General features: G+C 71.2%; 13 protein-coding genes and 1 pseudogene. 7 read left to right on the top strand and 7 right to left on the bottom strand.

The features are described 5' to 3' along the window. The 3 genes from ACQPZ4_RS02235 to ACQPZ4_RS02225 all read right to left on the bottom strand — a co-directional run bounded on the left by ACQPZ4_RS02235 (position 1) and on the right by ACQPZ4_RS02225 (position 4,518). Positions 1 to 1,821, bottom strand: coding sequence for a sigma-70 family RNA polymerase sigma factor (locus tag ACQPZ4_RS02235; protein ID WP_433055317.1), 1,821 nt, complete (start codon positions 1,819 to 1,821; stop codon positions 1 to 3). A gap of 76 nt (positions 1,822 to 1,897) precedes the next feature. After that, the gene (locus ACQPZ4_RS02230) at positions 1,898 to 3,589 is read right to left on the bottom strand and encodes a M16 family metallopeptidase (RefSeq protein WP_433055315.1); all 1,692 of its coding nucleotides are present in this window, start codon (positions 3,587 to 3,589) and stop codon (positions 1,898 to 1,900) included. Then, a complete protein-coding gene (locus ACQPZ4_RS02225; protein ID WP_433055313.1) occupies positions 3,586 to 4,518 on the bottom strand; it encodes a hypothetical protein in 933 nt (310 codons plus the stop codon). Before ACQPZ4_RS02225 ends, ACQPZ4_RS02230 begins: the two co-directional genes overlap by 4 nt. Positions 4,519 to 4,636: 118 nt before the next feature. Here ACQPZ4_RS02225 and ACQPZ4_RS02220 point away from each other — a divergent pair, with 118 nt between their 5' ends. Further along, positions 4,637 to 7,042, top strand: coding sequence for a Tex family protein (locus tag ACQPZ4_RS02220; protein ID WP_433055311.1), 2,406 nt, complete (start codon positions 4,637 to 4,639; stop codon positions 7,040 to 7,042). Here the strand turns inward: ACQPZ4_RS02220 and ACQPZ4_RS02215 are convergent. Both ACQPZ4_RS02215 and ACQPZ4_RS02210 read right to left on the bottom strand, forming a co-directional pair. Continuing rightward, on the bottom strand, positions 7,014 to 7,595 hold the full coding sequence (locus ACQPZ4_RS02215) for a class I SAM-dependent methyltransferase (RefSeq protein ID WP_433055309.1): 582 nt from the start codon (positions 7,593 to 7,595) through the stop codon (positions 7,014 to 7,016). The two genes, ACQPZ4_RS02220 and ACQPZ4_RS02215, sit on opposite strands and share 29 nt — an antisense overlap. Before the next feature lies 1 nt (position 7,596). Next, positions 7,597 to 7,941, bottom strand: coding sequence for a winged helix-turn-helix transcriptional regulator (locus ACQPZ4_RS02210; RefSeq protein ID WP_433055307.1), 345 nt, complete (start codon positions 7,939 to 7,941; stop codon positions 7,597 to 7,599). 72 nt (positions 7,942 to 8,013) lie between these two features. On the opposite strand from ACQPZ4_RS02210, the gene ACQPZ4_RS02205 reads away from it, so the two are divergent. Next, positions 8,014 to 8,988 (top strand): zinc-binding alcohol dehydrogenase family protein, encoded by a 975-nt coding sequence (locus ACQPZ4_RS02205; protein WP_433055305.1) that lies wholly within the window; start codon positions 8,014 to 8,016, stop codon positions 8,986 to 8,988. 77 nt (positions 8,989 to 9,065) lie between these two features. Further along, positions 9,066 to 9,926, top strand: a complete 861-nt coding sequence (locus tag ACQPZ4_RS02200; protein ID WP_433055303.1) for a DUF2207 family protein — start codon at positions 9,066 to 9,068, stop codon at positions 9,924 to 9,926. Between the two features lie 4 nt (positions 9,927 to 9,930). On the opposite strand, the pseudogene rho reads toward ACQPZ4_RS02200, so the two are convergent. Further along, positions 9,931 to 11,097: pseudogene (gene rho / locus ACQPZ4_RS02195) on the bottom strand (transcription termination factor Rho); the annotation flags it as partial. Positions 11,098 to 11,482: 385 nt separating this feature from the next. Here rho and ACQPZ4_RS02190 point away from each other — a divergent pair. The 4 genes from ACQPZ4_RS02190 (at position 11,483) to ACQPZ4_RS02175 (ending at position 12,968) form a co-directional block, all read left to right on the top strand. Further along, positions 11,483 to 11,746 (top strand): hypothetical protein, encoded by a 264-nt coding sequence (locus tag ACQPZ4_RS02190; protein ID WP_433055301.1) that lies wholly within the window; start codon positions 11,483 to 11,485, stop codon positions 11,744 to 11,746. A gap of 116 nt (positions 11,747 to 11,862) precedes the next feature. Then, complete coding sequence (locus ACQPZ4_RS02185; RefSeq protein ID WP_433055299.1) at positions 11,863 to 12,231, top strand: ATP-binding protein; 369 nt, start codon at positions 11,863 to 11,865, stop codon at positions 12,229 to 12,231. Beyond that, positions 12,228 to 12,551, top strand: coding sequence for an STAS domain-containing protein (locus ACQPZ4_RS02180; protein ID WP_433055297.1), 324 nt, complete (start codon positions 12,228 to 12,230; stop codon positions 12,549 to 12,551). The genes ACQPZ4_RS02185 and ACQPZ4_RS02180 overlap by 4 nt, the downstream gene beginning before the upstream one ends. 129 nt (positions 12,552 to 12,680) lie before the next feature. Then, on the top strand, positions 12,681 to 12,968 hold the full coding sequence (locus ACQPZ4_RS02175; RefSeq protein ID WP_433055295.1) for a hypothetical protein: 288 nt from the start codon (positions 12,681 to 12,683) through the stop codon (positions 12,966 to 12,968). Positions 12,969 to 13,082: 114 nt separating this feature from the next. On the opposite strand, the gene ACQPZ4_RS02170 is transcribed toward ACQPZ4_RS02175, so the two are convergent. Beyond that, entirely contained in the window at positions 13,083 to 13,286 is a 204-nt protein-coding gene (locus ACQPZ4_RS02170; RefSeq protein ID WP_190251213.1) for a cold-shock protein, read from the bottom strand. Positions 13,287 to 13,395 lie beyond the last annotated feature (109 nt).

Genomic DNA, 13,395 nt, shown 5'->3' with positions numbered 1-13,395 from the left:
TCATCCTCCTGCGGCTCGATAGGCGGCGCCCACCTGGGTGGGGGTGGTGCCGTTGCTGTAGAGGCCGGTGTCGCCGGACTTGCTGGTGTAGAGCAGGAACCAGCTGTACCGCTCGACGTAGGACAGGCCCTGCAGCATGGCCGTCGAGCTGTTGACGAACGCGACCTGCTGGTCGGTCGAGGGGTAGACGGTGCCGTTGTCGAACTTCATCAGCGCGTACTCGGTCAGCCAGATCGGCAGGTGGTAGCGGTTGTACACGTTCTGGATGTAGCCCTTGAGCTGGCTGGCCGCGTTCGGGCCGAAGTCGCCGCCGTACCAGTGCAGGGTGATGAAGTCGACGCGGTACCCGCGGTCCTTGACGCCCTGCATGAACCGGTCGAACCAGCCGCCGGGGGTGTCCGCGCCGTACGCCGGGGCCGGGCTGCCCAGCCGCATGCCGGTCTGCTGCAGCTGCGGCCACAGGTCGAGGACCTGCTCCGGGGTCATGTTCGACTGTTCCTTGAGGTCCGGCTCGTTGAACGCCAGCAGTGTCTTGCCGTTGGCCTTGGCCTTGGCCAGGTCGGCGCTGACGTTCCCGCCGCCCCAGATCATCGGCACGAACTCGACGCCGGAGACGCCGGACATGGGGCTCGGCGACCAGTCGTAGTACCAGGCCGCCTTGACGTCCTTCATCGCCGGGCCGTTGTTGCCGCCGAACTTGTCGTTGGTGCTCACGCCCTTCTTGGCGCTCGTCTTGGCCGGCGGCGCGGCCGGGACGGTCGTCTTGGCGGGCGTCACGCTGGGCGGGGGCGGAGCGCTGCTCGGCGCCTGGGCCGGCGGCGGGGCCTCGCTCGCCGGCGGCGCGGCGGACTCGGAGGGGGCGGCCGCGACCACGGCGGGCTTCTCGTCGCCCTGGGTGGCGATGTAGACGGCGCCGGCGGTACCGGCGATCGCCACCGTTGCCGCCACCCCGACCATGGCCGGCTTGGCCGCGGCGAACCAGCCGAACAGCACGGCCTTGAGGCCACCGGCTTTCCCCGTGGTCACCGCCGCCGCCGTCGTCGTGAGTGAGCCGGAAGCCATCGCGTTGAAGACGAAGGGCACCGGGACCAGCGCGACGCCGGCCAGCAGGCGCTCGGCGGCGACCATGTCCGACCAGGCGCGGTCGCACTGCCGGCACTCGCGGGTGTGCCGGGCCAGCCGCTTGCGCCACAGGGCGCTCGGGCGGCCGTCCCAGCTGTGCAGGACGGCGTTGAGCTCCGGGCAGCGGGGCCGGGCGGCCAGCGCCCGCACGACCGCCCGGGCCGCGTCGAGCTGGGCCTTCATCCGCTGGATGCGCACCGCCGCGTGCTGGCGGGTCAGCTGCAGCGCGTCGACGACCTCCTCGCGCTCGAGCTGCCCGGCCGCCTCAAGCCACCACAGCGAGAGCAGCTCGCGGTCGTCGTGGTCGAGCCAGCGGGTGGCCTCGGCGACCTCCTGGCGCTGCCCGGACAGGCGCAGCCGGGTGATGGCCAGGTCGGCGAAGTCGGCGCCGGGGTCGGCGGTGTCGGTCGGGTCGGCCCAGTCCCCGACCAGCGGCGCCTGCGTCTGCCGGCGGTGCCGGTCGCGGACCTGCGACATCGCGATCGCGACGACCCAGGAGCGGAAGCTGTCGGGCTCGCGCAGCCGGGGTAACCCGTCGATGACGCGCAGCATGGTCTCCTGCACCACATCATCGACGTCCGCGTGCCCCTGCAGCGCGCGCCCGATGATGTTGTAGATCAGCGGCAGGTACTCGCCGACCAGGGCATCGAGTGCCCGCTGGTCGCCGGCTCGTGCCGCGATCACCGTGGCCGTGCTCATCAGCGCCTCCTGTCGAACCTATTCAGGAGACGTGGTGGCGCAGGGTCAATAACGCTTCCGGAAAAACTACTTTCTGCTACGCCGTCGCAGCAGGTAGACACCGAGAACGGCCAGCGCCAGGAACCCCTCCGTACGTGAGCACCAACACGGTCCACGCGAAGCCGTCCAGGGGGACCTCGTCGGCGGGGTCGGCCGGGTGGGCGTGGACCACGACCGTGAACAGCCCACCGCAGTAGAGCGCGATCAGGGCGAAGAACAGCGCCGCGACGCCGCCGTAGAGCAGCCCCGGCTTCTTCCGGGCGGGCGCGGTCGGGATCGGCGGCACCGGGACGCTTCTCGGCGCGCGCGGCCGCTGGGGCACGATCACCGGCGCCAGGGCCGCGTCGACGTGGGCGAGGGCTTCGGGCGGAAGGCGGTACACCGCCGGCTCGATGTCGATCATCAGGCTGTCGAAGCCGATCAGCCGGCGGCCGCCGTCGGGGTAGGCCAGGGAGATCGCGCACTGGTCGAACGGGATCGACACCGGCGGGCGGCCCTCGCGGTCCAGGCCGGCCCCGGACGCGCCGACGACGAGCCGGATCTGCGGGTTCTCGATCGAGGGGTACCGCGGCCCGTCGATCGCCCGCTCCGAGTTGATCGGGGCCGCGACGAAACCGGCCCACTCCGCGTCGTGCCCGCGCGGCGTCTGCAGCAGCCCGGAGTCGAGCATCTCCAGCGCCGCCGCGTGCACGTCGGCCACGGTCACCGCCCGCAACTGCTCGCGCACCTCCTCCACACTGCGCAGCGGCGCGCCGACGAGCAGGTCGAACGCCCGCAGGGGCAGCCGGCCGACGTCGGCCATCGGCCCGCGCAGGCTGTCCTCGGCCTTGGCCCGCACCGCGTCGAGGTCGGCCGCCTCGATCCGGCCGGCCCGCAGCCTGGCCAGCACGTCGACGAAGCCGCCGAGGACCGCGTCCTGCTTGTCGGGCACGCTGTCGGCGATCGCGGTGACGACGGTGTATCCGTCCCCGCGCGGGTCGTAGTTGGTCGCGGCGGTGTAGGAGTTGCCGTCCTCCTGGCGCAGGCTGCGGTACAGCTCCCGCTCCAGCACCTCGGAGAGCACCATGGCGGCGGTGCTGCGCCGGACGATCCCGTCGTAGGCCACGTGGTTGCCGTCGCCGCAGAAGTAGGCGGGCGTGCCGCGCAGCGCGCTCGTCGGGGCGGGCGCCGGGCGCCGCTCGCCGTCGGGCAGCGCGAGCTTCAGGGCCGGCGGGATGCGCTCGCCGGCCACCCAGAGCACCGCGTTCTGCCGGGTGAACCAGGTCCGCGCCCACCACTGCAGCTCGTCCGGGCCGATCCGGGGCAGGCCCATCTCGCCGTACGCGGGCAGCCCGTACGTGCGCGCACCGTAGCGCCACAGGGCCAGCGAGTCCGCCGCCCCGGTGCTCCGGCCGCTCGCCTCGGCCCGCAGCACCTGGCGCTCGGTCTCCAGCCGGTGCATGGGCAGCGACTGGAGCGAGGCGCAGACGCCGTTGAGGTACGCGACGATGTCGTCCTCGCCGCCCTGCAGGTGGAAGTTGGTGACGACGACGCCGGTGCTGCCGTTGTAGTGGTAGTCCGTCAGGCCGTGGCCGTGCAGCACCAGGTGCTCGAGCAGGTGCGTGATGCCGCGCCGGGCCAGGGTCTCGTCGGCCTGCCCCACGCGGAAGGTGAGGCCGGCCAGCATCGGGCCGTCGTGCTTGGCGAACAGGGCGGGAACGCCGTCGACGTCGGTGGTCTCGAAGCTCATGCCGTCATCGCCTTCATCGCCCTCGCGCGCGCCGCGTTGTAGGCGGCTTGCTCGTCGCCGCCGACGTAGCTCCAGAAGTAGCCGGTGCCGAAGCCGCCGGTCGCCGCGAAGAACGGCCGGGCCGCGGCCGGGTCGCCCAGGTGGCTGAACGCCAGCGCGAAGTGGTTGTACGCAGTGAGCGCGCGGTAACCGCGGGTGCGGAACGCCGGGTGGCGCACCGAGCGGTCGGCCGCCTCCTCGATCTCGGCCCGCACGTCCGGCCGCCGCCAGTGCGACGCGTCCCGCTCGAACGCGATCTCGAAGTGCGTCTCCAGCAGCGCCAGCGGGGCCAGCGAGCCGAGCGGGGCGGCGCGCATGCACTCCAGCCCGAACGCGTGCACCTTCTCGACCGAGCCGCCCCACTTCGGGCAGAACTGCTGGACGACGTTGGCCTGCGCGACGTACACGTGCGGCACGTATCTGCTGAGGCGGTCGTAGCGCCGGCGGGCCTCGGCCAGGCCCAGCTGCAGGCCCCGGTTGGTCTTGATCCGCTGCGACCAGGCGGTCGCGTTGCCGGGCTGCTCGGCGGTGACCTCGATGAGCACCTGCTCGGCCCGGCGCAGGTAGTCGTGGAACGTGGCGAACTGCGCATCGCTGACGTTGTTCGCGCGGGCCCCGGTGCGCACGTCCCAGCCGGCGCTGATGAGGCGGGCGGCGAAGAGCGTCCGGGCCAGCGTGCCGTCCCGCGTCTGCCGTTCGCGCTCGGCCTCGGCGCCCAGGAAACCCTCGGTGTCGGCGGTGTCGGCGACGAGCCGGGTCGCGTACTCGTGGTCGTCCCAGTCCTGCCAACCGGCGAACTGCGCGGCGATCGCGGGCCAGTCGCGGCGCAGGGCCGCGCGGCGCAGTTCCCCCAGTTCCGGGAAGGGCCCGGCCGGGTCGAAGGAAGTCACGAGCCGAGAGCATAGGTGAGACGGTTTCGCGATGAGATCCCGTTTCGGCGGACGCTTTTCGGCGGTCACGCTGAAGGTACTGGGTGCTCACGGTGCCGGTGGGGCACAATGCCATCTCGTGACGGTCTCGATTCACCAGCGCATCGCAGAAGAGCTCGGCGTCAGGGAGCGGCAGGTTACGGCGGCGGTCGACCTGCTCGACGGCGGGGCCACGGTGCCCTTCATCGCCCGGTACCGCAAAGAGGCGACCGAGATGCTCGACGACGCCCAGCTGCGCACGCTGGAGGAGCGGCTGCGGTACCTGCGGGAGATGGAGGAGCGGCGGACCGCCATCCTCGAGTCGATCCGCACCCAGGGCAAGCTCGACGAGGCCCTCGAGGCGCAGATCATGGCGGCCGACTCCAAGGCCCGGCTGGAGGACATCTACCTGCCCTTCAAGCCCAAGCGGCGGACCAAGGCGATGATCGCCCGCGAGGCCGGGCTGGAGCCGCTGGCCGACGGGCTGCTCGCCGACCCCACGGTCGACCCGCAGGCGGCCGCGGCCGTGTTCGTCGACGCCGAGAAGGGCGTGGCCGACACCGCCGCCGCCCTGGACGGCGCCCGGGCCATCCTCGTCGAGCGCTTCTCCGAGGACGCGGACCTGATCGGCGACCTGCGCGAGAAGATGTGGGGCCAGGGCCGGCTCGTCTCCAAGGTCCGCGAGGGCAAGGAGACCGACGGGGCCAAGTTCGCGGACTACTTCGACTTCAGCGAGCCGTACACGAAGCTTCCCTCGCACCGCATCCTCGCCATGTTCCGCGGCGAGAAGGAGGAGATGCTCGACCTGGTGATGGAGCCCTCCGCGGACCCGGAGGCGCCGTCGCTCTACGAGCCGGCGATCGCCTCGAAGTTCGGCATCCGCGACGAGGGCCGCCCCGGCGACAAGTGGCTGAACGACACGGTCCGGTGGGCGTGGCGTACCAGAATCCTCGTGCACCTGGGCATCGACCTGCGGATGCGGCTCTGGCAGGCGGCCGAGGAGGAGGCCGTGCGGGTCTTCGCGGCCAACCTGCGCGACCTGCTGCTCGCCGCCCCGGCCGGCACCCGCGCCACGCTGGGCCTCGACCCCGGCTTCCGCACCGGCGTGAAGGTCGCCGTCGTCGACGCCACCGGCAAGGTGGTCGACCACGCCACGATCTACCCGCACGTGCCGCAGAACAAGTGGAACGAGTCGATCGCGATCCTGGCCGCGCTGTGCCAGAAGCACAAGGTCGAGCTCATCGCGATCGGCAACGGCACCGCCTCCCGCGAGACCGACAAGCTCGCCGCCGACCTGGTCAAGCAGTTCCCGCAGCTCTCGGTGGTCAAGGTGATGGTCTCGGAGGCGGGCGCCTCGGTGTACTCCGCCTCCGCCTACGCCTCCCAGGAGCTGCCCGGCCTCGACGTGTCGATCCGCGGCGCGGTCTCGATCGCCCGGCGGCTGCAGGACCCGCTGGCCGAGCTGGTCAAGATCGATCCGAAGTCGATCGGCGTCGGGCAGTACCAGCACGACCTGTCCGAGCAGAAGCTCAGCCGCTCCCTCGACGCGGTCGTCGAGGACTGCGTGAACGGCGTCGGCGTGGACGTCAACACCGCGTCGGCCCCGCTGCTGACCCGCGTCTCCGGCATCGGCTCGACGCTGGCCGCCGCGATCGTGTCGCACCGCGACGAGAACGGCCCGTTCCGCAACCGCCGCGCGCTGAAGGACGTCGCCCGCCTCGGCCCGAAGGCGTTCGAGCAGTGCGCCGGCTTCCTGCGCATCCCGGACGGCGACGACCCGCTCGACTCGTCCTCCGTGCACCCGGAGTCCTACCCGGTGGTCCGCCGCATCCTGACCACCACGGGCGGCGATTTGAAGAGCTTGATCGGCAACGGTACCGCCCTGAGCCGCCTCAAGCCCGCTGACTACGTCGACGACACCTTCGGCCTGCCGACCGTCACCGACATCCTCAAGGAGCTCGAGAAGCCGGGCCGCGACCCGCGCCCGGCCTTCAAGACGGCCGAGTTCGCCGAGGGCGTCGAGAAGATCTCCGACCTGACGCCCGGCATGCTGCTGGAGGGCGTGGTCACCAACGTGGCCGCGTTCGGGGCGTTCGTCGACGTGGGCGTGCACCAGGACGGGCTGGTCCACGTGTCGGCCCTGTCGCGCACGTTCGTGAAGGACCCGCGCGAGGTGGTCAAGCCGGGCGACATCGTGCGGGTGAAGGTGCTGGACGTGGACATTCCGCGCAAGCGCATCTCGCTGACGCTGCGCCTGGAGGACGAGGCGGCCAAGCCCTCCGGCGGCGGCCCCCGCGAAGGCGGCGGTGGCGGTGGCCGCGACGGCGGCGGTCGGCCTCGGCAGGACCGTCCCCGTGGCGGCGGTGGCGGCGGTGGCGGTGGCGGCCGGGACCGTCAGCAGAGCGCGCCGTTCACCGGCGGCGGGGCACTGGCCGATGCGCTGCGCCGGGCCGGGCTCGACAAGGGCCTCGACGGCCTCAACAAGGACCAGAAGCGCCGGAAGTAAGCCGCCAGACCTTGGTGCGCATGACGTCCCGGTCCTCCAGCAGCTGGCGGACCGGGACGTCGTATGCCGCCACTTCCTCGAACAGCCGCTCCGGCAGGAACCCGCGGCCCGGATCGCCGACCAGGGCCACCGGTGCCGTCGCGCGCAGCAGCTTCAGGACCGGCCCGACCACGGACGGCGAGTAGAACACGTCCCCGGCCAGCACCACGTCGGCCGGCTCCGCCGCCGCCGCGGTCGCCAGCTCGACGCGGTTGGCCGTCGCGTTGCGAACGCAGGCCTCCAGCGCGGCGGGATCGGTGTCCACCGCGACGACCCGGCGCGCACCGGCCATGGCGGCGGCGATCGCCACGATCCCGGAACCGGCGCCGATATCGACCACGGTCTTTCCCAGTACGGCCGACGGGGAATCCAGCACGAATCGCGCCAGCGCGAGTCCGCCCGGCCACACAAAGGACCAGAACGGCGGCGGGGTGTCGCTGCGATATCCACCGGTGGCGTCGAACAGGCCGACGTTCTCCGGGGCGAGATCGAGGGCAATTTCCGGTACGAACACGTCAGGCCACGCGATTCGCCGGAAAGCGCCCGATATTGTCCTCGACCCATGCGCGCAGTTGCGCGAGCGGGCCATTCGCATCGCGGCCCAATGGGGTCAGCGCGTATTCGACCCGGGGCGGCACCTCGGCGAACACCTCGCGGGTGACCAGCCCGTGCTCCTCGAGCCGGCGCAGCGTCGCGGTGAGCACCTTGGGGCTGACCCCCTGCAGCCGCGCCCGCAGCGCACCGAACCGCCGCGGCCCGTCCTCCAGCGCGCCGAGGGCGAGCGCGCTCCACTTGTTGGCCAGCAGGTCGAGCATGTCCCGGCACGGACAGCAGGCGGCGTACACGTCGTCGTCGGCCATGGCCTGCATGGTACCCAACGGGAAGTAAGGTCCCTTGCGGGTAACCACCGTTTCCGGCCTAGCTTCGGGGGCATGGCACAGAACATGCGAGCTGTCGGGTATCGGACCGCGGGCGCCCCGGGCGTCCTGGAGGACCTCGAGCTGCCGGCGCCGGAGCCGGGCCCGCGCGACCTGCTGGTGCGGGTCGAGGCGGTCTCGGTCAACCCGGCCGACGTGAAGCTGCGGGCGAGCGCCGATCCCGGGCCGCGGCCGCGGGTGCTGGGCTTCGACGCGGCCGGCACGGTCGAGGCGGTCGGCGCCGAGGTCACGCTGTTCGCGCCGGGCGATGCCGTCTACTACGCCGGCTCCATCGACCGGCCCGGCAGCAACCAGCAGCTGCACCTGGTCGACGAGCGGATCGCCGGGCGCAAGCCGTCGTCGCTGGGCTTTCCGGAGGCGGCCGCGCTGCCGCTGACCACGATCACCGCGTGGGAGACCCTGTTCGACCGCTTCCGCCTCGGCCCGGACAGCACCGGCACGCTGCTCGTGCTGGGCGCCGCCGGCGGGGTGGGCTCGATGGTCGTCCAGCTGGCCCGCGCCCTCACGAAACTGCACGTCGTCGGTACCGCCTCCCGCCCCGAATCCCGCACCTGGGCGCTCGAGCTCGGCGCGCACGAGGTGGTCGGCCACGACGAGCTGCCCCACGGCGTGGACTTCGTCTTCTCCCCGTTCACCGCCGGGCAGATCGAGCGCTACGCCGAGATCCTGCGCCCGGGCGGCGAGATCACGGCGATCGACGAGCCGCCGGGCCTGGACCTGCTGCCGCTGAAGTCCAAGAGCATCACCTTCCACTGGGAGCTGATGTTCACCCGCCCGCTGTTCCAGACGGCGGACATGGTGGTCCAGCACGAGCTGCTGAACCGCGCGGCCGATCTGGTCGACGCGGGCACCCTCCGGGCCACCCTGGCCGCGAACCTCGGCCCGATCGACGCGGCCGGCCTGCGCAAGGCCCACGAGATGGTGGAGGACGGACACATGGTCGGCAAGGTCGTGCTGAGCGGCTTCTAGGCTTACGGGGAAATCCCGGCCGCGGGGTCTAAGGTTGTTGCGCCCCGTTGCCGAACTGCCCCCGCCCGGAGGTTCACGTGGACTGGCCACCGTTCCTGCAGCTCAGCGTGCCCGTCACGCTGGCCGTGTGGGCGCTGCTCACGGCCGCCGCGCTCTGGCGCTCCCGCCCGCGGCTCCCCGAGCCCGGGGAGACGCTGAGCACTCCGCCGGGTGAGGAGCCGCCGGCGGTGGTGAGCCTGATGGTCAACCGGTGGCGGCCCGACGAGGACGCGATCGACAGCACGCTGCTCGACCTGGCCGCGCGCGGCTTCCTGGAGCTGCGCCAGCCGGGCGAGGACCCGGCCGAGACCACGGTGCGGATGCGCAAGGGGGACGGGCGGAGTCTCACGCCGTACGAGCAGCAGGTCCTGGATCGTGTCAACCAGCTCTCGGTGAACGGCGAGGCCTCGTTGACCAGCCTCGCCTTCCGCAGCTGGACCGAGGCCCGGCGGTGGCGCGGCGCCTTCTACCGCGCCGTGATCGACGAGGCTCGCACGCGCGGCCTGTCGCAGCGCCGCCTGTCCCGCCCGACGCGCCGGACCTTGCTCGGCGCGGCGGTCGTCCCGTCGGGCTTCATGTTCGCCACCTGGATGTGGGCGTCCTTCAAGCTGCACGCGAACCTGGCCGACCAGATCACCGGCTCCCTGATGGCCGCCGGCGCGGTCTTCCTGATCCTGTACTTCGCCGTCGAGCTGCGCTGGAGCGACCAGCTCACCCCGGAGGGCACGCGGACGGCCGGCGAGTGGCTCGCCTACCGCGCCCACCTGGTCGCGATGGAGGGCGTGAAGGACCTGGCCCCCGCGGACGTGGCGTCCTGGGGCCGCGAGATGGCGTTCGCCTCGGCCCTGGGAGTCCTGCCGACCGAGGAGGCCCTCATGCGCTCCAAGGTGTCCTTGTAGGTCCCTAGGCCTGGCCGCGCAGCAGGAGGGTCAGGAACTCGGCGTTCGACTGGGTCTTGGCCAGGCGGTCGAGCAGCTGCTCGGTCGACGGCTGACCCGATGCGCCCAGGGCCTTGCGCAGGCGCTGGACGGCCTGCAGTTCGTCCGGGTGCAGGATGACGTCGTCGCGGCGGGTGCTCGAGGCGTCGATGTCGATCGCGGGGTAGACGCGGCGGTCGGCGAGGCGGCGGTCGAGCTTGAGCTCGGCGTTGCCGGTGCCCTTGAACTCCTCGAAGATGACCGTGTCGCCGTTGGAGCCGGTCTCGACCAGGGCCGAGGCGATGATGGTCAGCGAGCCGCCGTTCTCGATGTTGCGGGCCGCGCCGAGGAGGCGCTTCGGCGGGTACAGCGCGTTCGCGTCGATGCCGCCGGTCAGGATGCGGCCGGAGGCGGGCGCCGAATTGTTGTACGCGCGGCCGAGCCGGGTAATCGAGTCGAGCAGGAACACGACGTCGTGGCCCAGTTCGACGAGGCGCTTCGCCCGCTCGATGGCGAGCTCGGCGATGCCGGTGTGCTCGTTCGCGGGGCGGTCGAAGGTCGAGGCGATGACCTCGCCCTGCACGGAGCGCTGCATCTCGGTGACCTCTTCGGGCCGCTCGTCGACCAGCAGCACCATGAGGTGGCACTCGGGGTTGTTCGTGGCGATGGCGTTGGCGATCGACTGCAGCACCATCGTCTTGCCGGCCTTCGGGGGCGACACGATGAGCGCCCGCTGACCCTTGCCGATGGGCATGACCAGGTCGATCAGGCGGGTGGTGAGCTGGCGCGGGCCGGTCTCCAGCCGCAGGCGCTCCTGCGGGAAGAGGGCGGTCAGCTTGCTGAACTCGGGACGGTTGCGGGCCCACTCGGGGTCGTTGCCGTGCACGGTGTCCAGGCGGGTCAGGGTGCCGCCGTTGGCGCTGCCGGTCAGGGCGTCGCCCTGGCGGAGGCCGTACTTGCGCACCATGGCCGCGGGGATGGCGACGTCGTCGGGGCCGGGCAGGTAGCTGTCGACCCGGAGGATCATCTTGTCCCGGTGGACGTCGGCGATGCCGGCGACGTCGCGGGCCTCGCCCGGAGTGGGCGGCTGCGGCTGGTTGGCCGGGCGGCTGTGGTCGCGGTTGCGCTGCGAGGAGCGGGTCCGGCGACGGCCCTGAGCTGCGGGGTTCTGTTTCTGGGTGGTGCGTTCCAACACTTCAGTTGGGGCCATATGCGTCCTCCTAGGACTGTTCGGCCGCGAGGAAAAATGATCTTCGGATACGCGTGTGTAACCGAGGAACGGGCTGCGCTGCGCTGCGTGTGCGGTGGCCGCCTGGCTTCCTGCGCGAGAGCGTGACACGCGGTGGCGAAGGGCGTCCCCGGGCGGCAGATTGCCGACTTCCGCGGGACTGGCTCGACCGTAACCCGAACGGGATCGGTCGGCAAGCCCTGAGCGGGCGTGGCGCGCTACCGTCCAGCACCTGAACGGGTCCCGGTCCGGCACCGCGCCGACGGTTCTCTGAATGGTGTCAGGGAGCACATCAACCGGGGGGTTGACAATGAACACGACGTTCGACACGGTCCGGGCCGAGGCCCTGTTCGCCTCCGCGCTGCAGGCGTCGCAGGAGCCCACGCCGCTGCAGGTGCGCACCGCGGTCACCACGACGCTGCGCCGGTACGGCGTGAACGGCTGCACCGCTCGTGTCGCCGGCGAGTTCGGCGAGTACCCCGAGTCCGCCGCCCGCCGCATGTCCTGGGCGCTGGCGATGGTCCGCGAGGCGTACGAGGAGCTCGCGGCGCGGGAGTTCGCCTTCGCCGGCTGAGCAGGCAACCGAGCAGGCACCCGAGCAGGCAATTGAGCAAGTTGACCGGCGCACCTTGATCCAATTGGGACCGGACCGACGTTTCCTTGTTGAACCGCTGCGGTATCAGTTGAGATGTGGACCTTCGCCTCACCGTCGACCTGCCGCGCGACGTCGATCGCATGAACACGCTCCGGCACGTGCTGGACGGGGCGCTCGGCGGCCTTGGCGTGGCTGAACAGGCCCGAACAGACATCGGGCTCATCGTCAACGAAACGTGGGCGAACGTGATCGCTCATGTGCGGGTCGGTGTGGCTTTCCAGGTCCGCGCGACGGTGGATGAGCTCCAGTGTGTGATTGAAGTCACCCACCCGGGCGAGACCGCCGCCGAGAGTCTCAACGCTCTGATCGCCTCCGGGCATTCCCTCAAGGTCGTGCGCAGCCTCGCCGATGACGTCTCGGTGGACTCCGACGGCCTGCTCGTGAAGGTCACCAAGCTGCTATGACCCAGTTCACCGCCCAGGCCACCCCCGCTCCGGACGGCACCGTGACGGTGACCGCCTCCGGCGAGCTCGACATGACCAGCGCCCCCCAGCTGATCAACGTGCTCCGCGACGCGATCCACCGCCATGGGCCCTCCCGGGTCGATCTCGATCTGACCGGCGTGACCTTCATGGACTCGACCGGCCTGCAGGTGCTCGTCGCGGCGAACACCGACGTCGGCGGCGGCCTGCGCATCACCGGTACGAGTCCGGCGGTGCACCGGCTGCTGCAGCTCACGGGCGTACTGGAGGAATTCGGACTGTCCGCCGAGCGTTCTAGTTAGAGGAAGCTGTCCTCGTCGCCTTCCGCGAAACGACAGGGCAGAACCATTTCGCAACCGAACGGTTCCCGACCCGGCACCCGAACAGGAGTTGGCTGGTCCACAGCAGGGGAAGTTCGGCAGGAGGTTGTGATGGAGTCCACGTTCGAAGCGGTCCGCGCCGAAGCGCTCTTCGCCTCCACGCTGCAGATGCACCAGCGCCCGGAGGATTCCGACGTGCGCGCGGCAGTGACGGGCACCCTGCGGCGCATCGGCGTGCAGGGCTGCGTGGCCCGCGTGGCGCTCGAGTTCGGGGACCACCCCGAGTGCGCCACCAACCGGATGGACTGGGCGCTGCGGATGATCCGCCATGCGTATGCCGAGTCCTGCACTCCCGAGGTCTTTGCCAGGGCCGAAGCGAAGGCCAAGGCCGTCGCGTAAGCCGGCAAAACCTGAAACTTGCAGATACTGCAAAGCCCCCGCCGAGTACTCGGACGGGGGCTTGCTACTCCTTCGGCCGTGAAGCGGGTCTCGGCCTACGACTTGGGGTGTTGATCAGACCGCGCGGATGTTGTCGGCCTGCGGCCCCTTCTGGCCCTGCGTGATCTCAAACTCGACCTTCTGACCCTCGGTCAGCTCGCGGTAGCCGGTGGCCTGGATCGCCGAGTAGTGCGCGAACACATCGGGACCACCGTTGTCCTGCGAGATGAAGCCGTAGCCCTTCTCCGAGTTGAACCACTTCACCGTGCCTGATGCCACGTGTAACTCCTTAGCGACGTCGCCCCGATCCGCACCTCACGGATCAATGTTGAAACAGGCCTACGCCACGGTGGAGACGGTAGCTTGCGCGCTGCAAAAACGCAGCCCC

It is taken from the genome of Dactylosporangium sp. CS-033363 (assembly GCF_050942475.1).
In the GTDB taxonomy this organism is placed as follows: Bacteria; Actinomycetota; Actinomycetes; order Mycobacteriales; family Micromonosporaceae; genus Dactylosporangium.
The sequence above is the reverse complement of the archived record's forward strand: the minus strand, read 5'-3'. Positions and strand labels throughout refer to the sequence as shown.

Bases quoted from the DNA above. Each gene is read 5' to 3' on its own strand.
- ACQPZ4_RS02235 (WP_433055317.1), bottom strand. From the start codon at position 1,821: ATGAGCACGGCCACGGTGATCGCGGCACGAGCCGGCGACCAGCGGGCA.
- ACQPZ4_RS02230 (WP_433055315.1), bottom strand. From the start codon at position 3,589: ATGAGCTTCGAGACCACCGACGTCGACGGCGTTCCCGCCCTGTTCGCC.
- ACQPZ4_RS02210 (WP_433055307.1), bottom strand. From the start codon at position 7,941: ATGGCCGACGACGACGTGTACGCCGCCTGCTGTCCGTGCCGGGACATG.
- ACQPZ4_RS02205 (WP_433055305.1), top strand. From the start codon at position 8,014: ATGGCACAGAACATGCGAGCTGTCGGGTATCGGACCGCGGGCGCCCCG.
- ACQPZ4_RS02190 (WP_433055301.1), top strand. From the start codon at position 11,483: ATGAACACGACGTTCGACACGGTCCGGGCCGAGGCCCTGTTCGCCTCC.
- ACQPZ4_RS02180 (WP_433055297.1), top strand. From the start codon at position 12,228: ATGACCCAGTTCACCGCCCAGGCCACCCCCGCTCCGGACGGCACCGTG.
- ACQPZ4_RS02175 (WP_433055295.1), top strand. From the start codon at position 12,681: ATGGAGTCCACGTTCGAAGCGGTCCGCGCCGAAGCGCTCTTCGCCTCC.